Source organism: Delftia sp. K82 (assembly GCF_002193035.1).
GTDB lineage: Bacteria > Pseudomonadota > Gammaproteobacteria > Burkholderiales > Burkholderiaceae_C > Comamonas > Comamonas acidovorans.
Window position 1 is genome coordinate 354,969 of the sequence record NZ_MYFL01000005.1, and the last position, 20,119, is coordinate 375,087.

General features: G+C 68.1%; 17 protein-coding genes. 8 read left to right on the forward strand and 9 right to left on the reverse strand.

Annotation, left to right across the window (positions count from 1 at the left end; genetic code table 11):
• Positions 1–112: 112 nt before the first annotated feature.
• A complete protein-coding gene (locus KDK82_RS28425) occupies positions 113–769 on the forward strand; it encodes a DUF937 domain-containing protein (RefSeq protein WP_034391443.1) in 657 nt (218 codons plus the stop codon).
• A 282-nt stretch (positions 770–1,051) separates the two neighbouring features.
• Positions 1,052–1,492: a CBS domain-containing protein gene (locus KDK82_RS28430; RefSeq protein WP_034391444.1), complete on the forward strand. Its 441-nt coding sequence runs from the start codon at positions 1,052–1,054 to the stop codon at positions 1,490–1,492.
• Between the two features lie 60 nt (positions 1,493–1,552).
• On the opposite strand, the gene KDK82_RS28435 is transcribed toward KDK82_RS28430, so the two are convergent.
• The 4 genes from KDK82_RS28435 to KDK82_RS28450 all read right to left on the reverse strand — a co-directional run bounded on the left by KDK82_RS28435 (position 1,553) and on the right by KDK82_RS28450 (position 6,187).
• The gene (locus KDK82_RS28435; protein WP_088166843.1) at positions 1,553–2,359 is read right to left on the reverse strand and encodes an ABC transporter ATP-binding protein; all 807 of its coding nucleotides are present in this window, start codon (positions 2,357–2,359) and stop codon (positions 1,553–1,555) included.
• On the reverse strand, positions 2,356–3,291 hold the full coding sequence (gene ntrB, locus KDK82_RS28440; protein WP_063326783.1) for a nitrate ABC transporter permease: 936 nt from the start codon (positions 3,289–3,291) through the stop codon (positions 2,356–2,358). Before ntrB ends, KDK82_RS28435 begins: the two co-directional genes overlap by 4 nt.
• A 40-nt stretch (positions 3,292–3,331) precedes the next feature.
• Positions 3,332–4,612, reverse strand: a complete 1,281-nt coding sequence (locus KDK82_RS28445; RefSeq protein WP_088166844.1) for a CmpA/NrtA family ABC transporter substrate-binding protein — start codon at positions 4,610–4,612, stop codon at positions 3,332–3,334.
• A gap of 309 nt (positions 4,613–4,921) precedes the next feature.
• Positions 4,922–6,187: a nitrate regulatory protein gene (locus KDK82_RS28450; protein ID WP_088166845.1), complete on the reverse strand. Its 1,266-nt coding sequence runs from the start codon at positions 6,185–6,187 to the stop codon at positions 4,922–4,924.
• A gap of 332 nt (positions 6,188–6,519) precedes the next feature.
• Between KDK82_RS28450 and KDK82_RS28455 the strand changes: the two genes are divergently transcribed.
• Both KDK82_RS28455 and tsaD read left to right on the forward strand, forming a co-directional pair.
• Entirely contained in the window at positions 6,520–8,217 is a 1,698-nt protein-coding gene (locus KDK82_RS28455; protein ID WP_088166846.1) for a bifunctional diguanylate cyclase/phosphodiesterase, read from the forward strand.
• 90 nt (positions 8,218–8,307) lie between these two features.
• On the forward strand, positions 8,308–9,348 hold the full coding sequence (gene tsaD / locus KDK82_RS28460) for a tRNA (adenosine(37)-N6)-threonylcarbamoyltransferase complex transferase subunit TsaD (protein WP_063326779.1): 1,041 nt from the start codon (positions 8,308–8,310) through the stop codon (positions 9,346–9,348).
• Positions 9,349–9,529: 181 nt separating this feature from the next.
• Here tsaD and KDK82_RS28465 read toward each other — a convergent pair whose 3' ends face one another.
• Positions 9,530–9,910: an Hsp20/alpha crystallin family protein gene (locus KDK82_RS28465; RefSeq protein ID WP_034391459.1), complete on the reverse strand. Its 381-nt coding sequence runs from the start codon at positions 9,908–9,910 to the stop codon at positions 9,530–9,532.
• Between the two features lie 98 nt (positions 9,911–10,008).
• Between KDK82_RS28465 and KDK82_RS28470 the strand changes: the two genes are divergently transcribed.
• Complete coding sequence (locus KDK82_RS28470) at positions 10,009–11,319, forward strand: branched-chain amino acid ABC transporter substrate-binding protein (protein ID WP_088166847.1); 1,311 nt, start codon at positions 10,009–10,011, stop codon at positions 11,317–11,319.
• A 27-nt stretch (positions 11,320–11,346) separates the two neighbouring features.
• On the opposite strand, the gene mltB is transcribed toward KDK82_RS28470, so the two are convergent.
• The 4 genes from mltB to KDK82_RS28490 are packed head-to-tail and all read right to left on the reverse strand — an operon-like array spanning position 11,347 to position 16,653.
• On the reverse strand, positions 11,347–12,525 hold the full coding sequence (gene mltB, locus KDK82_RS28475) for a lytic murein transglycosylase B (RefSeq protein WP_088166889.1): 1,179 nt from the start codon (positions 12,523–12,525) through the stop codon (positions 11,347–11,349).
• Positions 12,522–14,702 carry a DUF3488 and transglutaminase-like domain-containing protein gene (locus KDK82_RS28480; protein WP_088166848.1) on the reverse strand — a complete coding sequence of 727 codons (2,181 nt, stop codon included), beginning with the start codon at positions 14,700–14,702 and terminating at the stop codon, positions 12,522–12,524. Before KDK82_RS28480 ends, mltB begins: the two co-directional genes overlap by 4 nt.
• A complete protein-coding gene (locus KDK82_RS28485; protein ID WP_088166849.1) occupies positions 14,699–15,733 on the reverse strand; it encodes a DUF58 domain-containing protein in 1,035 nt (344 codons plus the stop codon). The genes KDK82_RS28480 and KDK82_RS28485 overlap by 4 nt, the downstream gene beginning before the upstream one ends.
• Complete coding sequence (locus tag KDK82_RS28490) at positions 15,733–16,653, reverse strand: MoxR family ATPase (RefSeq protein ID WP_088166850.1); 921 nt, start codon at positions 16,651–16,653, stop codon at positions 15,733–15,735. Before KDK82_RS28490 ends, KDK82_RS28485 begins: the two co-directional genes overlap by 1 nt.
• A 90-nt stretch (positions 16,654–16,743) precedes the next feature.
• On the opposite strand from KDK82_RS28490, the gene KDK82_RS28495 reads away from it, so the two are divergent.
• The 3 genes from KDK82_RS28495 to KDK82_RS28505 all read left to right on the forward strand — a co-directional run bounded on the left by KDK82_RS28495 (position 16,744) and on the right by KDK82_RS28505 (position 19,858).
• Complete coding sequence (locus KDK82_RS28495) at positions 16,744–17,649, forward strand: histone deacetylase family protein (RefSeq protein ID WP_049801441.1); 906 nt, start codon at positions 16,744–16,746, stop codon at positions 17,647–17,649.
• Positions 17,650–17,666: 17 nt separating this feature from the next.
• Entirely contained in the window at positions 17,667–18,476 is an 810-nt protein-coding gene (locus KDK82_RS28500; protein ID WP_088166851.1) for an enoyl-CoA hydratase, read from the forward strand.
• A 92-nt stretch (positions 18,477–18,568) separates the two neighbouring features.
• A complete protein-coding gene (locus KDK82_RS28505) occupies positions 18,569–19,858 on the forward strand; it encodes a mechanosensitive ion channel family protein (protein ID WP_063326775.1) in 1,290 nt (429 codons plus the stop codon).
• Positions 19,859–20,119 lie beyond the last annotated feature (261 nt).

Consider the following 20,119-nt stretch of genomic DNA (forward strand, 5'->3'; position numbering starts at 1 on the left):
GCCGCTGGAAAACATCGTTGACACTTGGGCGTGGCGCCGTCATGTGCGCTGCGCAGGCTTGCGCATACCATGTGGTTTTGTGTTGACCGGGCGACCGGATGAAGGAACGACCATGAACTCCAGCTCTTCCCTGGCCGCCGAACTGATGGCCCAACTGCAGGGCGCGCCCATGCAGCAGATGGCGGACCAGATCGGCGCCAGCCCCGCCCAGACCGAAAGCGCCGTGGGCGCGGCCCTGCCCGTGCTGCTGGCCTCGCTGGGCCGCAATGCGGCCGATCCGCAGGGCGCGGCCAATCTCTTCGGCGCGCTGCAGCGCGACCATGGCGCGGCCAGCGGCGGTGCCGGTGGCCTGGACCTCGGCGGCCTGCTGGGCTCGCTGCTGGGCGGCGGCGCAGGCGCGGGCGCGGGCGGCAATGCAGGTGGCGGGCTCGATGGAGCGGCCATCCTCGGCCACATCCTGGGTGGCAACCAGCAGCGCGCGCAGGACGGACTGGGCCAGGCCACGGGCCTGGGCAGCGGCGGTGCGGCCCAGCTGCTGCAGCTGCTGGCCCCCATCGTCATGTCCTTTCTTGCACAGCGCGTGAGCGCAGGCGGCATGGATGCCGGCGGCCTGGGCCAGGTGCTGGGCCGCGAGCATGCGCAGGCGCAGCAGCAGGGCGGTCTGGGTGGTGGTTTGCTGGGCAGCCTGCTCGATCAGGATGGCGACGGCCAGGTAGGTCTCAGCGATCTGATGAAGATTGGTGGCAGTCTGCTGGGCGGTCGTCGCTGAAATGATGCAACACCCCCTGAGCCGCTTCGCGGCTTCCCCCTCTCTCGCTTCGCGGGAGGGGAACGACGCCGTCGCTGCGAGGCGGCTCTTGCTCGGCGTCCCTGGCTTAGGTAGCGCCAGTCGTATGCGCTGCAGGCGGCTCTATTGCAGGACTAACGGATAGGTTGGGATCAGGGTAACGGGCAGGGCCGGTGCGTGTGCATACACGCGCTGGCCCTGTTGCTTTTTGGGCGCAGTTCGGATGACACTAGAACCGAATTGGCGAACGACTGAAAGGCACCCATGACAGCAGTTGCAGACATTCTCAAGGCCAAGGCCAGCGGCGCGGTGTACAGCATCGCGCCTACCGATTCCGTGCTCGACGCGCTGCGGCTCATGGCCGACAAGGGCATTGGCGCCCTGCTCGTGATGGAGGGCAGCGAGATCGCAGGCATCGTCACCGAGCGCGACTACGCGCGCAAGATCGCGCTGCTGGGGCGCACCTCGGGCGCCACCCTGGTGCGCGACGTGATGACGCGCGACGTGCTCTTCGTCGGCCCCACCCAGACCACGCAGGAATGCATGGCGGTGATGACCGAGAACCGGCTGCGCCACCTGCCCGTGGTGGACGAGGGCGGCAAGCTGCTGGGCCTGATCTCCATCGGAGACCTGGTCAAGGACATCATCTCCGAGCAGAAGTTCATCATCGAGCAGCTGGAGCACTACATCTCGGGCCGGCACTGAACCGGGGCTCGGCCGGCCCGCAATGTGCAGGGCCTGGAAGGCGGCAGGACCGGCGAAGGTTCAGGCCGCCTTTTCCACATGCCCCTGGCGCGTATAGAGGAAGTCGATCACCGCCTTGCGGCACTCGCGGTAGCGGTCGTCCTCGGCCAGCGCCACGCGGTTGCGCGGCCGGGCGATGCCGACTTCCAGCACCTCGCCGATGGTGGCTGCCGGGCCGTTTGTCATCATCACGATCTTGTCGGACAGCAGCACGGCCTCGTCCACATCGTGGGTGACCATGACCACGGTGCTTTGCGTGCGCGCCACGATCTCCAGCAGCTCGTCCTGCAGCTTGGCGCGCGTGAGCGCATCGAGCGCGCCGAAGGGCTCGTCCATCAGCAGCACCTGCGGCTCCATCGACAGCGCGCGCGCAATGCCCACGCGCTGCTTCATGCCGCCCGAGATTTCGCCGGGCCGCTTGTGCGCGGCATGGGCCAGGCCCACCAGCTCCAGCGCGGCCAGGGTGCGTGCCTTGAGCTGGACGCGGCTTTCCGTGCGGCCATAGACGCGCTCCACGGCCAGGTGGATGTTGCCCTCGCAGGTCAGCCAGGGCAGCAGAGAGTGGTTCTGGAAGACCACGGCGCGCTCGGGCCCGGGGCCCTTGATCTCCTTGTTGGCGCACAGCAGCACGCCCGTGGTGGGCGTGGTCAGGCCCGCGATCAGGTTCAGCAGGGTGGACTTGCCGCAGCCCGAGTGGCCGATCAGCGAGACGAATTCGCCCCGCGCAATGGTCAGGTCGATATTGCGCAGTGCCGGAAACAGGCCCTTGGCGGTCTTGAAGCTCTGCTCCACTCCCTGGACCTCGATGAACTTGGACGATGCATTCATGCCTTCACCTCTTCGAACGTAAATGCCGTTGCCAGCTTGACCAGGGCCATCTCCAGCAGCAGGCCCACGATGCCGATCACGAAGATCGCGATGATGATGTTCTTGACGTTGAGGTTGTTCCACTCGTCCCAGACCCAGAAGCCGATGCCCACGCCGCCGGTGAGCATCTCGGCCGCGACGATGACCAGCCAGGCCGTGCCCACGGCCAGGCGCACGCCGGTCAGCATGTAGGGCAGCACGGCGGGGAACAGGATGGTGGTGGCGATCTTCCATTCGCTGAGGTTGAGCACGCGCGCCACGTTCATGTAGTCCTGCGGCACGCGCTGCACGCCCACGGCGGTGTTGATGAGCATGGGCCAGATCGAGCAGATGAAGATGGTCCAGATCGCCGCCGGGTTGGCGCCCTTGAAGACCAGCAGGCCGATGGGCAGCCAGGCCAGCGGCGACACCGGGCGCAGCAGGCTGATCAGCGGGTTGAACATGCGCGACAGGAAGTTGAAGCGCCCGATCACGAAGCCGGCCGGAATGCCGACCAGCGCCGCCAGGCCAAAGCCCACGGCCACGCGCTGCAGCGAGGCGAGCACATTCCAACCCACGCCCTGGTCATTGGGGCCGTTGCGGTAGAACGGGTCGCTGAAAATCTCCACCGCCTGCTGCCAGGTCGCCAATGGCCCCGGAATGCTCTGGCCCGAGCCTGCAGCCACCAGGGACCACACGCCCACCAGCAAACCCAAGCCGCACAGCGGCGGCAGCACGGCCAGCCAGAAGGCACGCGAGAGCGCTGCCCAGTCGCGCGGGGCGGCGGGTGCCCGGGCCTGGGTAGCCGGCGCGGCTGGAGCGGCGGGCCCGGAGACCTGCGCGGAGATCGGTGTGGAAGCGGCTGCCGGCGCGGCAGCGGATTCGGCCGGGAAGTGGAAGACGGCGCTGACCATGGTGTGTTCCTCTGTGGGGTGGGGCTTCAAAGGGGATCTCTCAGGCCTTGATGGCAAAGCTGTCCGCGTACTTGCGCGGATCCTTGCCGTCCCAGACCGTGCCATCCATGAGCTTGCTGCTGCGCATCTCCGCCTTGGGCAGCGGTGCCTTGGCGGCGGTGGCGGCCTGCTGGTAGATGTCCAGGCGGTTGATGGAGCGGGCCACGCCCAGGTAGTCGGGGTGGTCCTTGAGCAGGCCCCAGCGCTTGTGCTGGGTCAGGAACCACATGCCGTCGGACAGGTAGGGGTAGCCCACGCTGCCGTCGCCGTAGAACTTCATGTGGTTGGGGTCGTCCCAGGTCTTGCCCATGCCGTCCTGGTAGCGGCCCAGGATGCGCTGGTTGATGGCATCCACGCCGGTGTTCACATAGGCCTTGCCGGCGATGGTCTCGGCCATGCGGGTCTTGTTGGCCAGGCTCTCGTCGATCCAGCGGCCGGCCTCGATGATGGCCGCCGTCACGGCGCGTGCCGTGTTGGGGTTCTGGCGTGCGAACTCGGCCGTGGTGCCCAGCACCTTTTCGGGGTGGTCCTGCCAGATGGACTGGGTGGTGGCGGCCGTGACGCCGATGCCGTCCATGATGGCGCGGTGGTTCCAGGGCTCGCCCACGCAAAAGCCGTCCATGTTGCCCACGCGCATATTGGCCACCATCTGCGGCGGCGGCACGGTGATGACCTTGGCATCCTTGAGCGGGTGGATGCCGTTGGCCGCCAGCCAGTAGTACAGCCACATGGCATGCGTGCCCGTGGGAAAGGTCTGGGCAAAGGTGTATTCGCGCTTTTCGCTGGCCATCAGCTTGGCCAGGCCCGCGCCATTGACGGCCCCCTTGTCGGCCAGTTTCTTCGACAGCGATATGGCCTGGCCGTTGTGGTTGAGCGTCATCAGCACGGCCATGTCCTTCTTGGCGCCGCCCACGCCCAGGTGCACGCCGTAGACCAGGCCGTAGAGCACGTGGGCAAAGTCCAGCTCGCCGTTGACCAGCTTGTCGCGCACGCTGGCCCAGCTCGCTTCCTTGGAAGGAATGATCTTGACGCCGTACTTCTGATCGATCCCCAGCACCGAGGCCATCACCACGCTGGCGCAGTCGGTCAGCGGGATGAAGCCGATGCGCACCTCTTTCTTCTCTGGCGCATCCGAGCCGGCCGCCCAGGCGCCATGGTGGCCCAGCTGGGTGTAGAGCGCCGCACCGCCTGCCAGCATGCCGGCCTGGCGCAGAAAGTCGCGCCGGGGCAGGGCCGGGCCGGCGGTGAGAGGGCCTGTGGTGGGCTTGGGGCTTGACGCCATGGCGGAACTCCTTCGATCGTCGGGAATGGAACACTTGCAAACGGGCCCTGCTCCAAGCAAAACGGCGTCCTCTCCAGCCGCGCTGCGCGGGGAGAGTGACGCCGTTGTCCTGGGGCCTTGAATCAAGACCGGGGTCCCGGCCGCCTTTGGCCGGGAGTTGCCAAAGTCAATGCAGAAAGCGTGCCAGGCCGTGTTCACAGGGGGCCATGCCGTCCATCGGCCTTGCAGTCCTCGCCGGGCCACCTTCTGGTGCGTTCCATGGCACCAAGTCGGTGCTGCACTGCAGCATGGCTCGCACCGGCCCGGCGTTCAAGGCGCAGGTGGCAGGAGATCGGCCATGGAAAGCACGGCCTGCGCCACATCGGCCAGGCGGCGGTTCTGGTTCATTGCGGTTTGGCGCAGCAGCTTGTGGGCTTCGCCTTCGCTGAGCTGGCGCCGCGCCATCAGCAGGCCCTTGGCGCGTTCCAGCAGCTTGCGCTCCGTGAGCGTGGCCCGTACGGTCTCCAGCTCGGCCTGCATGGCCTGCAGGCGCTGCGACTGGTCCTGCACCAGGTCCATCACGGAACGGTCCAATTGCGGCCCCAGCCGTGCGGCCGGCGGCTGCAGCTCGCCCAGCGCCAGCGTGGCCGAGACCGGCGTGGTCGCCAATGCCTGCGGCGCCTGCAGCAGCGTCTGCAGGGCGGCGCGGGCATCGGCAATGCGGTGCTGGCATTGCTGCTGCAGCTCGGCCGTCAGGCGGGCCTCGACGGTCTGCAGCGCGTCCATGCGCTGCGAGCAGCTGTCGAACCAGGGCTCGGCCATCTCCACGGACAAAGGCGCGCCCGCCGTGGCCGTGCAGCCCACGCGGCGCAGCCGCTCGATCACGGCCAGCGTGGCGTCGGCCGCACTGCTTTCTTGCCACAGGGCCAGGGAATGGGGCGGCGCGAACTCCGCAAAGACCTGAAAGCAGCGCTCCTGCGAGGCGATCAGGTGCAGCCAGTGCTGCTGGCGCGGCGCATCGCTCACGCCCGCGCCGAACGCCGCCACGCCCGTGGCGCGCTCCTGGCCCGCGAACTCCTTGCCCTGCATGAAGTTGAACAAGGCCACCAGCAGGCGCGAGATGCCGGGCTCGGGCGCGCTGTCCGCCGCCTCGAAGACCACGGCCAGCAGGCCGGCCACCAGATCGATATAGAGGGCCGTGGCCGCCTCCGGCGACAGCGCGCGGCTGGCGACGCGCTCGCGCAGCGCGGGCAGGGCGTCCAGGCACTGCAGCACATGGGCGATGCGGCTGAACAGCCGCGCGCCATGGCCGGGGTGGCCGGTGAGTCCCGCACCACCGGGCTGCATGTCCACCCGCTCGAAGCCGTCGCGCGCCGCAGCGGCCATGCGGTCGCACTCGGCCATCTGCGCCAGCCTGGCCGGGCCGCCGCGCGCGCCTGCGCTGGCCAGAAACACGTTGGACAGGCCGCGCTCCTTTTGCAGCGCATGGATGAGGCGGCTGAGCAGATCCACCAGGGCGCTGGTGCGCTGCAGTTGCTCCAGCTCGCCGATTTCGCACTGCCGCGCGGCCACAAGAAAGTTGAGAGCGGTTTTCATGGGGGGCTTGGTCCTGTCTGCCTGCCTTGATGCAGTTTGCCTTGGTGCAAGGGGCCTGGATGCAATTCCCATGCCGGGGGCGTCGCGCGGTGCTTGCATGGGCACGGGATCGATGATTTGATAGAATTTTTTTAATGATTTGAAATTTTCGATACACAAACTGACGTGTAAGCGTGTCGAATGTTTGCAAAGCGAATGGGGCGGTTTTCCAAGAAAAGCCCCATTCATCCGGCGCACATGGCAACGCAGACCACGGCATTGGGCTGCGCAATGCGGCAGTGAGGCTGAATCGGCATGAGTTTGAAATATCACGAGAAGATCGGTTTTTCCCCATGCATTGGCTGTTCATGACCGATGGGGTGTCCCGGCGGATACCAGCGCGCTGGCGCAGCCCGACATTTGCGTGCTGGCTGGCTTCGCTGCTGCCCTGCATGGCGCAGGGTCAGGTGCTTGCGGCCGCCCAGGACGGCGTCGCGTCGGCGCAATTTGCCGATGAGGGCGTCTGGTTCGCTGGATGGCATGCCCTCGGCCCGTGGGGTGCCGGTGCGTTCGTGGCGTTCCTGCTGGTGTGCTCGGTGCTCTACATCCGCATGCGCTGCAAGGCGCAGCGCCTGACGCAGTCGCTCAAGCAGAGCAATGAGAAATTGCTGCGCGCCAATGTGAAGCTCAAGCGCATCGCCTTCAGGGACCCGTTGACCGGTACGGCCAACCGGGCGCTTTTCGAATACCGGCTGGGCCGCACGATTGCGCGCGCCGACAGCTCGGTGGAGCAGCCGGGGCCCTGCGGGCCGGTGCGCGTGGGCCTGCTGTACATCGACCTGGATGGATTCAAGCCCATCAACGATGTGGAAGGCCATGCCGCCGGTGATGCGCTGCTGTGCCAGGTGGCCGTGCGCCTGGGCCATATGACGCGCAAATCGGACACGCTGGCGCGCGTGGGTGGCGACGAGTTCGTGCTGCTGCTGGGCTGCCTGGCTTCGGTGGACGATGCCGTGGCCATGGCCGGACGGGTGCAGAAGGCCTTGAGCCAGCCGTTCGACCTGCCAGGAAAAGCGGTCTCCATCAGCAGCTCCATCGGCGTGGCCATCTATCCCGACCATGGCAAGAAGGAAAAGCTCATGGCGGCGGCCGATGCCGCCATGTACACGGCCAAGCGTGCCGGCGGGAACACCTACGCCATCTTCAAGGAAAGCATGCGCCAGGGCGTGGTCGCGCAGTTCGACCTGCAGCAGGCCCTGCGCCGCGCCGTGGCCAGCGAGCAGCTGGTGCTGTTCTATCAGCCCAAGATCGATACCCGCACGGGCCGCATCCGCAGCGTGGAGGCGCTGGCGCGCTGGAACCACCCGCAGTTCGGCCTGATCAGTCCCCGCGTGTTCATCCCGCTGGCCGAGCGCTTCGGCCTGATCAGCGAGATCGGCGACTGGGTCATCGACGAGGCCTGCCGCCAGACCGCGCAATGGGCGCGCGAGCGGCGCTTCATGCGGGTGTCCATCAATATCTCGGGCTACCAGCTCTTTCAGACGCGGCTGGCGCAGTTCATCGCCGAGGCGATCGCAAGGCACCGCATCCGGCCCGAGCAACTGGTCTTCGAGATCACCGAGTCCGTGGCCATGGAGGACGACAAGACCACGATGGCCGTGATTGCCGAACTCACGGGCATGGGCGTGCAGATCTCCATCGACGACTTCGGCACCGGCTACTCCAGCCTGGCCCTGCTGCGCCAGCTGTGCGCCGACGAGGTGAAGATCGACCGCAGCTTTGTGCGCGACGTGGCCCTCAAGAGCGATGCGCGGGCGGTGGTCGACGCCATCGTGCGCCTGGCCCATGCGCTGGAGCTGCGCGTGGTGGCCGAAGGCGTGACCAACCAGCAGCAGCGCGAAGTGCTGCAGGCGCTGGGCTGCGACGAGCTGCAGGGCTTTTACTTTGCCCGCCCCATGGATGCCCAGGCACTGATCGCCAGCGAAATCTGGACCTCCGACGGCTTCGAGCCCGTGCGGTTCTCGCGCTCTTCCTACATAGACAACCTGTAGCGGAGCGCCGGCCGTGCAACTGCCCGCCTGCCAGGGGCCATTGAGGCCGGTGGCCGTGCGCCGCGCCCGCAGGTTCTACACTTCAGCCCCATGAGTTTGCTGATTCTGGGGATCGAATCCTCCTGCGATGAAACCGGCGTGGCCCTGGTCGAGGCCCCCGATGGCACGGGCGTGCCCACGCTGCTGTCCCATGCGCTGCACAGCCAGATCGACATGCACCGCGCCTACGGCGGCGTGGTGCCCGAGCTGGCCAGCCGAGACCACATCCGCCGCGTGCTGCCGCTGACCGAAAACGTGCTGGGCGAGTCCGGCCGCACGCTGGACCAGGTCGATGTGATCGCCTTCACGCGCGGCCCCGGCCTGGCCGGCGCGCTGCTGGTGGGTGCGGGCGTGGCCTGCGCCATGGCTGCGGCATTGAACAAGCCTGTTCTGGGCGTGCACCACCTGGAAGGCCATCTGCTGTCGCCCTTCCTGAGCGCCGATCCCCCCGAATTCCCCTTCGTGGCCCTGCTGGTCTCGGGCGGCCACACGCAGCTGATGCGCGTGGACGGCGTGGGCAGCTACGCCATCCTGGGCGAGACCATCGATGACGCGGCCGGCGAGGCCTTCGACAAATCGGCCAAGCTCATGGGCCTGCCCTATCCGGGCGGTCCCGTGCTCTCGCGCCTGGCCGAAGGCGGCGATGCCCAGGCCTTCAAGCTGCCCCGGCCGCTGCTGCATTCGGGCGACCTGGACTTCTCCTTCGCCGGCCTGAAGACGGCCGTGCTGACCCAGGCGAAGAAGCTGGGAGATGACCTTGAGGCGCGCAAGGCCGACCTGGCCGCCAGCACGCAGGCCGCCATCGTCGAGGTGCTGGTCAAGAAGACCCTGGCCGCGCTGCAGCAGACCGGCATGAAGCGCGTGGTCGTGGCCGGCGGCGTGGGTGCCAACAGGCTGCTGCGCTCCCAGCTGGATGCGGCCTGCGCCAAGCGCAAGCTGCGCGTGCACTACCCCGAGCTGCACCTGTGCACCGACAACGGCGCCATGATCGCCATGGCCGCCGCCATGCGCCTGCAGGCGGGCCGGGAAGTGGCCAACAGGCACTACGCCTTCGACGTCAAGCCGCGCTGGCCGCTCGATTCGCTGGCCTGATTCTTCGGCCGCCTCTGCCATCCCCATCGCCGCGCTGTGCGGCGGGCCACCTCGAGGCGCAGCCTGTGCAGCACAAAAAAAGCCCGGCATGTGCCGGGCTTTGAAAACGGGCTGTCACCTTGCTAAGAGGAGGGAAGAAAGGATGGTTGACAGCCCGGGTGCACAAACTCGATGACCGGATTTACTGGATGCTCAGCGTGGTGGCCTTGCTCTGCGGCTCCAGGCGGGCCAGGGACAGCGTGAGCACGCCGTTTTCCAGCTTTGCGCTGCTGGCGGCAGTGTCGATCTCATGGTCCAGCTCCCAGGCGCGCTGCACCTGGCGGGGCGCACCCTCGACGCTGGACAGACGGACCACGGCGCCTTCGATGCTCAGCTGCAGCTGCTCGCGGGACAGGCCGGGCACATCCAGCTGCAGCGTCGTGGCCTTTTCATCGCGCTGCACCTGCACCGACGAGGGAGAGTGGGCGGCGTTGCCCAGGGTGCCTTGCAGGAAGCGCTGCAGGGCCAGATCGGCGGCTTGGGGGTTGAAGGCGTTGCGGCGGAGAACAGGCGAGAAGATCATGGTGAAGTGGCTCCTATAAACTGCGCGGCTTCATCGAAGTTGTCGCCGCATGGAGCGTAGTTGAGCGGCGTTGAACGCATTTCAAGAGGGAAAAAGCCATGAATAAATTGCGCCGCAAGGTCTTGAAAAGCGGTGCCATGGCGCTATTTGCTGCGCCCGCGGTGGCGGCCCTGGCCGCAAACGAACGCGGACAGCCCGTGCCCCCGCCGCTTGGCGAGCCCATACGGCTGGCGCTGATCGAAAGCCTGTCCGGCCCCTTTGCCAACACGGGCGAGGCCGTGTTCCGCAACCTGCTGTGGGCCACCGAGCGCGTGAATGCGCGCGGCGGTGTGCCACTGCCGGCCGCGCAGGGCGGCGCCCGGCCCCTGGCCATCGAACGCCATGACAGCAAGGGCCAGAACGAGGAGGCGCTGTCCGCGCTGCGCGCAGCCATCGACGGCGGTGCGCGCGTGGTCATGCAGGGCAATTCTTCGGCCGTGGCCGCCGTGCTGGTCGATGCCATTGCCAAGCACAACGAGCGCGATCCGGCCCGGCGCGTGCTGTACCTGAACTACTCGGCCGTCGATCCTGCGCTCACCAACGAGCGCTGCAGCTTCTGGCACTTTCGCTTCGACGCCCATGCCGACATGCGCATGGCCGCGCTGATGCAGGTGCTGCGCGAGGACGCGGCCGTGCGCAGCGCCTACCTGATCGGGCAGGACTACAGCTTTGGCCAGGCCGTGCTGCGCGAGGCAAGGCGCCAGCTGGCCGCGCAGCGGCCCGATGTGGCCATCGTGGGCGACGAGCTGCACCCCGTGGGCCGCGTCAAGGACTTTGCGCCCTATGCCGCCAAGATCAAGGCCAGCGGTGCCCAGGCCGTGATCACGGGCAACTGGGGCAACGATCTGATGCTGCTGGTCAAGGCCGCGCGGGAGGCGGGTTTTGACGGCCGCTTCTACACCTTCTACGGCAATGCGCTGGGTGCACCCGCCGCTTTAGGCGAGGCCGGCGTGGGCAAGGTGCTGGCCGTGGCCGACTGGCTGCCCAACGTGCCGGGCCCCGACAGCCAGGCCTTCTACAAGGCATTCCGCGAGCGCTTTCCCAGGCCTGCCGATGACTATGTGCACATGCGCATGCAGCTGATGATCGAGGCCCTGGCCCAGTCCATGGCGCGTGCGGGCAGCACCGACACGGTGGCCGTGGCGCAGGCGCTGGAAGGCGCCGAGGTGGTGCTGGCCGGGCGCAAGGGCCGCATGCGCGCGGCCGACCACCAGTTCCAGCAGGCGCTGGTGGTCGGCGTCATGGACAGGCAGGGCGCGCCCGGCGTGCCCTTCGATGTGGAGGGCTCGGGCTACGGCTTCCGCGTGGTGCGAGAGATCGAGGCGGCGCGTGCCGAGCAGCCTGCGATGTGCCGCATGCGCCGGCCCTGACCGCCTCGACGGTTTGGATGGCCCGGATCAGCGGCCCATGGCCGCAGCGACTTCCTGGCCCAGTTCGATCACGGACAGCGCGTAGTAGCTGGACCAGTTGTAGCGCGTGATGGCATAGAAGTTCTCCGTGCCCGCGATGTACAGCGGCTGGCCCTGCGCGCCGTTTTCCAGCTTGACCAGGGCCAGCGGCCCTTGATGCGCCGCGCCGCTGCCCGGCAGTTGCACGCCGCGCGCAGCCATCTCGTCGGCCGTGAACTGGGGCAGGATGTCGGGCGCCAGCAGGGCGGCCAGGTCGGCGCCCTGGGCCTGCATGATCACAGGGTAGTGGGTGGGCATGCCGCTTTTCCAGCCATGCGCGACAAAGTAGTTGGCCACCGAGCCGATGGCGTCGGCCGCGCTGCCGAACAGGTCGATGCGGTCGTCGCCGTCGAAGTCCACCGCCCACTTCACCCAGCTGCTGGGCATGAACTGGCCCATGCCCATGGCACCCGCGTAGCTGCCGCGCAGCGAGAACGGGTCCGTGCCCGCACGGTACGTGAAGCGCAGGAACTGCTCCAGCTCGCCGCGGAAATACTCGGTGCGTGCCTGCGCGCGGGGGTGGGCTGCGGGGAAGTCGAAGCTCAGCGTGGCCAGGGCGTCGATCACGCGGAAGTTGCCCATCTGCTGGCCGTAGATGGTCTCCACGCCGATGATGCCGACGATGATTTCGGCCGGCACGCCGTACTGCTTTTCGGCACGCGCCAGCGCGGCGGCATTGGCCTGCCAAAAGCGGGTTCCGGCGCGTATGCGCACGGGCTCGACAAAGCGGCTGCGGTAGACGCCCCAGTTCTTGGCCGTGCCCTGGGCAGCCGGCGTCATCAGGCGGGGAACCTGGGGCAGAAAGCGCGCCTGGGCAATGGTGTCGCGCACCCAGTCCACCGGCAGGTCGTGGCGCATCGCAATGTCGGCGGCCATCTGCATGGCATCAGGCCGTTCGCCGTAGGGCGTGCTGCCCTGCACGGTCCTGGCCACGGCGGCGCCGCCTGCCGCTGTGGCGGCGGCAGCAGCGGCCGTGCGCTTTTTCGTGGAAGGTTTGGCCGTGGACTTGGCTGCGGGCTTGGCTGCGCCGGTCTGGGCGGGCGCCGGCTTGCTGGCCAGCGCGCCGCAGGGCAGGGCGGCGGCCGCGAGCAGCAGCAGGGCGGAAGGGATCAGTCGTTGCTTGGTCATGGTGTGCTTGTCGTGGGGCCGGCAGCGGCGGCTTGTGGCCGTGGCTGCGGAGTGCGTGGCCAGTCCAGCGCCCGCCATTGGCGTCGCAGGGCGGGCAGGCCGGGGGTATCGGGTGCGGATTTGGGTGCGGACTGGGGTGCGTATAGGGGGACGGATTGGGGGGCGCGTGCGTAGCGCTGGCGCTCCATGTCCAAAAGCCAGTCGTGCAGGGCCTTGGCGGCCGTGGCGTCGTCCTGGCCCCAGCGGTCCATGACCTGGGCTGCCAGCGCGCGCGGGGGCAGGCTGGCATCGGCCTGCAGGCCGATGCGGCGCAGCCGGGCGCGGGTCCTGTCCATCAGGCGCAGCCATTCATCGCGGCTGTTGCGCTGGGCGCGGGCCATCCAGGCCAGCCAGGCCAGTGCGGCCACGCCGGCCAGTGCGCCCAGCAGGCGCAGCATGTCCACCCACGATGGCGACTGCACGCCCAGGTTCTTGAGCAGGTCCAGCTGGCGGCTTTGCGTGTAGTTCAGCACCCACTGGTTCCAGCCGTTGTTGACGGCCTCCCACACGGCGCGCATCTGCTGCAGCATGCCCACGCCCACGAAGTTGCCCACGGCGCCCGCAATGGCACCCTGGGGCGCGCGCAGGCGCTGGAACTCGCCCACGCGCGACGGGGCCACGGCGCCGGTGGGGTCGATGCGCACCCAGCCCTCGTCCTCCAGCCAGACCTCGGTCCAGGCGTGGGCGTCGGCGTTGCGCACGGTCCAGTAGCCATCGACAGGGTTGCGCTCGCCGCCCTGGTAGCCGGTGACGATGCGGGCAGGCACGCCCATGCCGCGCATCAGCACGGCGAAGGCCGAGGCGATGTGCTCGCAGAAGCCCTCTTTGCTGTCGAACCAGAAGTCATCGGCCGTGTGCACGCTGTCCACCACGCCGGGCTCCAGCGTGTAGGTGTAGCCACCCGTGCGCAGGCGCGCCAGCGCGGCCTGTACCCAGGCGCGGGGCGGGGCTTCGGCCAGTTGCGGGTCGGCGCGCATCTGCCGGGCCAGCGCCAGTGTGCGCGGGTTGCTGCCTTCGGGCAGCTGGGTGTAGCGGCGCAGGGCGCGCGTGGGCTGCAGCGGCCCGTAGCTGAACTGCACATGGCTTTGGGCGCTGATGCGCACCACGTCGGTGATGGGGCGCCAGGTCAGCCATTGCAGCTGGGGCGTCATGCGGGCGCTGCCCATGCCCGGGGGCAACTCGGGAGCCCTGGCCGCGGCGTCCAGCAGGGGCAGCCAGGGGCGGCGGCTGGGCTCGATGGTCATCTGGTAGCTTACCCCCTCGCCGGAGACGCGCAACTGCGCGTCCTCCAGAACGGCCTCCGTGTCCATCTGCCATTCCTGTCCGTCAAAGCGCGACAGAACGGGCCCCCGGAAATACAGGGTGTTGGCAGGCGGAGAAGCACCATCGGGCGTATCGAAGCGCAGGCGCAGGGCCACGTTTTCGTCCAGCACCAGCGAGGCCATGGAGCCCACGCGCATGTTTTCCGACAGGCCGCTGCGGCCGGCCAGGTCGTTGCCAGGCACACCCCACAGCGGCGCCATGCGCGGGAAGAACAGGAACAGCGCCACCATCACCGGCGTACCCCACAGCGCCAGCAGGGCTGCCGTGCGCAGCGCCTGCGTCAGCGGCGGGCGGCCGGCGGTCATGTGGGCATTGACCAGGGCCGTGAGCAGGCCCAGCAGGCCCAGCACCATGGCCAGGGCCAGCGGCAGGGACTGCGAGTAGAAGAAGTTGGCCAGCAGCGCGAAGAAGCCCAGGAAGAACACCACCATGGCATCGCGCCGGGCGCGCAGCTCCAGCGTCTTGAGCGCCAGCAGCAGCACGATCAGGGTCACGCCCGCATCGCGCCCGATAAAGGTGCCATGCGAGACCCAGGTGGCGCCCACGGCCAGCAGCAGCAATCCACCCAGCACCCAGCGGCCGGGCAGGGGCTGGCCGCGCCAGGCCAGCATGCCGCGCCACAGCAGCAGGCCGGCCACGAAGACCATGGTCCACCAGGGCGTGTGGGCGGCCTGGGGCATCAGCACCCAGGCGACCACGGCCAGCAGGAACAGGGTGTCGCGCGCATCGCGCGGCAGGGCGGCCAGGCGCTGGCGCCAGGGGGCCGCAGGCTGCGCAATGGCTTGGAAGGAGGAGGGCATGGACGTGCGATTCATGGGCAGGCCGCCAGGGCTTCCAGGCAGAGCGTGGCGTGGGCCGCGCCCTGGTCGGGGGCGATCTCGCGGCCGTCGGGCAGGCGCAGGCCCCAGGTCAGGTCCTGCTGGCGTGCGACCAGCACCCAGGCGGTCAGGCGGCTGAGGCGGGCCTCGGGGTCGGCCAGGCCGGTGGCCTTGGCGTCCAGCCACAGGCGGTGCTGCTGGGACAGCGGGCGGTCGCGGCTCACCAGCTGGTCACTGCCCGTGGCAAAGGCCTGAGCGGCCTTTTTCCAGACCACCAGCTTGAGCGCATCACCGCGCCGGTAGGCTCGCACGCCATCGAACTCGTCGCCGTGGCGCGTGGAGGCCGCGCTGCGGCCGCCGGCATCGGCACTGGCCGCAGGCAGGGGCGGAGGATTGTGTTCGGGCGCCGGGTAGATCCAGGCCTGGGTCTGCGCGCGCCACAGCGCCCAGACGCGGAAGGTGCCCAGCGGGTAGCGTGTGGCCGCCGTGATCGTGGGCAGCGATTGCAGGCCTCGGCGCAGTGGCGTGAAAGCCAGTTGCGCCGTGGTGCTGCCCTGTGCCGGGACATCGATCCAGGTCCAGTCGGTGGCCGCCGTATCGGCTTGCACGGCAAGGCCTATGCCCCAACGCGTGCTGCGGCGTGCGTTGTGCAGAACCACGTCGAAGCGGCAGGGCTGGCCGGCAAAGCTGCCGGCCGGCGGCAGCAGATGCAGCGCCAGGCCGCGCAGATTGCCGTGGCCGACCACCATGCCCGCTGCCGCGCTGCCGGCCAGCAGGAACGTCAGCAGATAACCCAGGTTGAGCTGGTAGTTGATGGCGGCCACCAGCAGCACGCACAGCGTCAGCGCCAGGGCCCAGCCTGCACGCGACGGCATGATGTAGACATTGCGCTGGGTCAGCTTCAGGCTGTCCGTGCGGGGCAGGCGGGCATGCCACCACTGGCGCACGCGCCGCGCGGGAGACCAGCGCTGGCGCAGCGATGCCCCCGGCTGGGGGGCGCCGGGCGAAGACGCGGGGGCGGCCGGCATCAGCGCAGCGCCACGGCGTCCAGCATGGCGCGCACCTGCTCCACGGCGCCCCGGCCGCTGGAGCCTATCGGCACCAGGCGGTGGGCTGCCGTCTGCGGCAGGATGGCCTGCACATCGTCGGGCGCCACATAGTCGCGCCCCTCCATCAGGGCCACGGCCCGGGCCGCACGCAGCAGCGCAATGCCCGCGCGAGGCGACAGGCCCTGCACGAACCACTGGCCCGAGCGCGTGGCTTCCAGCAGGTCCTGCACATAGTCCAGCAGGGCATCGCTGGCATGCACCTGCAGCACGGCAGCCTGCAACTGCTGCAGCTCGTCCGTGGTCAGCAGCGGTGCCAGCGCGTCGGCCTGGGCGCGCCGGCCATTGCCGGACAGCAGGGATCGCTCGGCCGCGCGGTCGGGATAGCCCAGGCTGATGCGCATCAGGAAGCGGTCCAGCTGGCTTTCGGGCAGCGGGAAGGTGCCCAGCTGTTCCTGCGGGTTCTGGGTGGCGATCACGAAGAAGGGCTCGGGCAGGCGGTGCGTGCGGCCCTCGGCCGAGACCTGTCGCTCCTCCATGGCTTCGAGCAGGGCGCTCTGCGTCTTGGGGCTGGCGCGGTTGATCTCGTCGGCCAGCAGCACCTGGGCGAAAACGGGGCCCGGGTGGAAGACAAAGGTCTCGCTGGCGCGCTCGTAGATGGACACGCCGGTGAGGTCGCTGGGCATGAGGTCGGCCGTGAACTGCACGCGCGAGAACTGCAGCCCGAAGCTGTGTGCCAGCGCATGCGCCAGCGTGGTCTTGCCCACGCCGGGAACGTCTTCCAGCAGCAGGTGTCCCCCGGCCAGCAGGCAGGCCACACTGTCGCGGACCTGAGCCGGTTTCCCTGCAACCACCGTGTTAAGCTGATCCAGAAGCGCCTTGATCTTGTGTGTTGCTTGCATGGCGCGACGTTATCCTAAAAAAAACATCGCGGAGACATCACTGTGGGCAAGACGGGTTATTTCACCCATAGGGAGTGCTGGCGGCATGAGATGGGGCCGGGGCACCCGGAATGCCCGGCCCGGCTCGATGCCATCGAGGACCGGCTGCTGGTGACCGGCGTGGCCGATGCGCTGGAGCGGCACGAGGCCCCCCAGGCCTCGCTGGCCGATATCGAACTGGCCCATGACCGCATGCATGTGGCCGCGCTGCAGGGCCTGACACAGCGCCTGGTCGAGGAGCAGCAGGCCGGCGGCCCCGAGTACTCCCAGATCGACACCGACACCTCCATCAACAGCCATACCTTCTCGGCCGCCCTGCATGCGGCCGGCGCCGCGCTGGCGGCCACCGATGCGGTGATGGCCGGCGAGCTGGAGAACGCCTTTTGCGCCGTGCGCCCGCCGGGCCACCATGCCACGCGCCACCAGGCCATGGGCTTTTGCTTCTTCAACAACGTGGCCGTGGGCGTGAAGTACGCGCTCAGCCGCCACCACCTCAAGCGCGTGGCGGTGATCGATTTCGACGTGCACCACGGCAACGGCACGGAGGACATCCTCTCCGGCGACGACCGCGTGCTCATGTGCGGCATCTTCCAGCATCCGTTCTACCCCTTCAGCGGCGACCAGCATCCAGCCGCCAACATGGTCAACGTGCCGGTGGCCGCCTATACCAAGGGCATGGACATCCGCGAGATCGTCGAGATGATGTGGATTCCGCGCCTGGAGGCATTCAAGCCCGAGCTGATCTTCATCAGCGCCGGCTTCGACGCCCACCGCGAGGACGACATGGGCCAGCTGGGCATGACCGAGCAGGACTTCACCTGGATCACCTCGCGCATCAAGGACATCGCGCGGCGCTTTTCCAAGGGGCGCATCGTCTCCTGCCTGGAAGGCGGCTATGTGATGGGGCCGCTTGCGCGCAGCGTGGAAGCGCACGTGCGCGTGCTGGCCGACCTCTGAACCGGATCTGGAGCACCATGAACGCGAGCACCCCTCCTTCTGAAGCCAGCCCCCTGCTCGACGTGCAGCGCGACGCGCGCGGCGTCGTGCGGCTCACGCTCAACGACCCGCAGCGCTTCAATGCCCTGGGCGAGCAGATGCTCACGCAGCTGCAGCAGGCGCTGGACGACGTGGCGCGCGACGAGTCCGTGCGCGTGGTCGTGCTGGCTGCGGCCGGCAAGGCCTTTTGCGCCGGACACAACCTCAAGGACATGGCGGCCCATCCGCAGCTGGACTACTACCAGAAGCTGTTTGCCCAGTGCAGCCGCATGATGCTGTCCATCCATCGGCTGCCCGTTCCCGTGATCGCGCGCGTGCACGGCATTGCCACGGCGGCAGGCTGCCAGCTCGTGGCCCAGTGTGATCTGGCCGTTGCTGCGCAGGCGGCACGCTTTGCCACCAGCGGCATCCACTATGGTCTGTTCTGCGCCACCCCCAGCGTGCCGCTGGTGCGCAATGTGCCGGCCAAGCAGGCCATGGAGATGCTGCTCACGGGCGACTTCATCGACGCCCAGCAGGCGCTGGAGCAGGGCCTGGTCAACCGCGTGGTGGCCGAGGAGGCGCTGGACGATGCAGTCGAGCACTTCGTGCAGTCCATCGTCAGCAAGCCCCGTGCGGCCGTGGCCATGGGCAAGGCGCTGGTCCACCGGCAGCGCGAGATGGGCATCGAGGCGGCCTACCAGCTGGCCGGCCAGACCATGGCCGCCAACATGATGGATGCCGACGCCCAGGAGGGCGCCCAGGCCTTCGCCGCCAAGCGCGAACCGGCCTGGAAGACGGGCCGCTGACCGACCTGCATGTAGGTCCCGGTCCGGTCGGCCTGTCCTGGATCTGCGCGATGATGGCGGCCTGCGCCCTTGCGGCGGAACGGCCCTGACCCATGGACATCTTCGACAAGCTCATCAACGACTTCCAAAGCTCCAGCGCCTGGCTGGAGTTCTCCGTGCTCATCGCCTGCCTGCTGCTGGCCTACGGCGCCATGCGCGGCCTGCATGCGCGCTACGGCCATCTCAACGATGGAAAGCCCTCCGTATGGATAGGCCGCCATGCGCTCGATGGCGCCCTGTTCCCGCTGCTGGCGCTGGTGCTGGTCTTCACCAGCCAGGAGATCCTGGCGCGGTTTTCCACGGTGTTCTGGCTGCGCGTGGCCGTGTCGCTGCTGGTGTCCCTGTCGGTGATCCGCTTCGTGGCGCGGGTGCTCAGCCGGACCTTCCCCCACTCCACCGTGGTGCGCCTGATCGAACGCATCTTCTCCTGGCTGGCCTGGGGCGCGGCCGTGCTGCACAGCATCGGCCTGCTGCCGCAGGTCATGGAGGAGCTGGAGGCCCTGCAGTTCAACATCGGCAAGACGCCGGTCAGCCTGCTCAACCTGATCGAGGGCACGCTGTCGGCGGGCCTGATGATGGTGGCCGTGCTGTGGGTGGCAACGCTGTTCGAGCAGAAGGTCATCAACCAGTGGGTCAGCGATCTGTCCATGCGCAAGGTGGCCATGAACATCACGCGCAGCGTGCTGATCCTGGTGGGCCTGCTGGTGTCGCTGTCCATGGTGGGCGTGGACCTGACGGCGCTGTCCGTCATGGGCGGCGCCATCGGCGTGGGCCTGGGTTTCGGCATGCAGAAGATCGCCTCCAACTACGTCAGCGGCTTTCTGGTGCTGATCGAGCGCGCGCTGCGCATCGGCGACAACGTGCGCGTGGATGGCTTCGAGGGCCGCATCACCGACATCCGCACGCGCTACACCATCATCCGCGCGCTCAACGGCCGCGAATCCATCGTGCCCAACGAGACGTTGATCACCCAGCGTGTGGAGAACCTCACCGGATTCGACGTCAAGTTCGGCCTGTCCACCAACATCGTCGTGGGCATGGACAGCGATGTGGAGCAGGTGCGCGGCATCCTGCTCGAAGCAGCAGCCGCGCAGCCGCGCGTGCTCAAGACGCCGGCGCCTTCGGTGGCACTGGTCGACTTCGTCGAGCAGGGGCTGCAGTTCAGTCTCAGCTACTACATCAACGACCCGCAAAATGGCCAGGGCAATGTGCGCTCCGAGGTGAACCTCGCCGTGCTGCGCGGCCTGCGTGCCGCAGGCGTGAGCCTGCCGGTCCCCAAGCAGGTGGTGCAGATCACCGAACGCGGGGGCGTGGTGGCTCAGGCAGCAGAGAAAAGCAGCTAGGATTATTCCTAGGTGCATACCCTGAGTTCAGGCTGTTCCCCCGCAGGAAATCTCAAGGGTCGTGCTTAAAATGGCACGATCGTTCTTTTTTGTGAGCGCGCATGCGGCCCTCGGCCGTCAGGGAAACCTGACGCAGCTGCTGCAGCGCCGCATACAATGATTTCGGTTTACGTAAACGTCAATCTATCAATCAATCAGGAGCCGCTGCAATGAAGGTTTTGGTCCCGGTCAAGCGCGTGGTGGACTACAACGTGAAGGTCC

What these genes read in the sequence shown, in the direction of transcription:
- KDK82_RS28495 (WP_049801441.1), top strand. Translation starts at nt 16,744, where the DNA reads ATGGGGCCGGGGCACCCGGAATGCCCGGCCCGGCTCGATGCCATCGAG.
- mltB (WP_088166889.1), bottom strand. Translation starts at nt 12,525, where the DNA reads ATGACCAAGCAACGACTGATCCCTTCCGCCCTGCTGCTGCTCGCGGCC.
- ntrB (WP_063326783.1), bottom strand. Translation starts at nt 3,291, where the DNA reads ATGGTCAGCGCCGTCTTCCACTTCCCGGCCGAATCCGCTGCCGCGCCG.
- KDK82_RS28455 (WP_088166846.1), top strand. Translation starts at nt 6,520, where the DNA reads ATGCATTGGCTGTTCATGACCGATGGGGTGTCCCGGCGGATACCAGCG.
- KDK82_RS28445 (WP_088166844.1), bottom strand. Translation starts at nt 4,612, where the DNA reads ATGGCGTCAAGCCCCAAGCCCACCACAGGCCCTCTCACCGCCGGCCCG.
- KDK82_RS28485 (WP_088166849.1), bottom strand. Translation starts at nt 15,733, where the DNA reads ATGCCGGCCGCCCCCGCGTCTTCGCCCGGCGCCCCCCAGCCGGGGGCA.
- KDK82_RS28480 (WP_088166848.1), bottom strand. Translation starts at nt 14,702, where the DNA reads ATGAATCGCACGTCCATGCCCTCCTCCTTCCAAGCCATTGCGCAGCCT.
- KDK82_RS28490 (WP_088166850.1), bottom strand. Translation starts at nt 16,653, where the DNA reads ATGCAAGCAACACACAAGATCAAGGCGCTTCTGGATCAGCTTAACACG.
- KDK82_RS28450 (WP_088166845.1), bottom strand. Translation starts at nt 6,187, where the DNA reads ATGAAAACCGCTCTCAACTTTCTTGTGGCCGCGCGGCAGTGCGAAATC.
- tsaD (WP_063326779.1), top strand. Translation starts at nt 8,308, where the DNA reads ATGAGTTTGCTGATTCTGGGGATCGAATCCTCCTGCGATGAAACCGGC.
- KDK82_RS28500 (WP_088166851.1), top strand. Translation starts at nt 17,667, where the DNA reads ATGAACGCGAGCACCCCTCCTTCTGAAGCCAGCCCCCTGCTCGACGTG.
- KDK82_RS28430 (WP_034391444.1), top strand. Translation starts at nt 1,052, where the DNA reads ATGACAGCAGTTGCAGACATTCTCAAGGCCAAGGCCAGCGGCGCGGTG.
- KDK82_RS28435 (WP_088166843.1), bottom strand. Translation starts at nt 2,359, where the DNA reads ATGAATGCATCGTCCAAGTTCATCGAGGTCCAGGGAGTGGAGCAGAGC.
- KDK82_RS28465 (WP_034391459.1), bottom strand. Translation starts at nt 9,910, where the DNA reads ATGATCTTCTCGCCTGTTCTCCGCCGCAACGCCTTCAACCCCCAAGCC.
- KDK82_RS28505 (WP_063326775.1), top strand. Translation starts at nt 18,569, where the DNA reads ATGGACATCTTCGACAAGCTCATCAACGACTTCCAAAGCTCCAGCGCC.
- KDK82_RS28470 (WP_088166847.1), top strand. Translation starts at nt 10,009, where the DNA reads ATGAATAAATTGCGCCGCAAGGTCTTGAAAAGCGGTGCCATGGCGCTA.
- KDK82_RS28425 (WP_034391443.1), top strand. Translation starts at nt 113, where the DNA reads ATGAACTCCAGCTCTTCCCTGGCCGCCGAACTGATGGCCCAACTGCAG.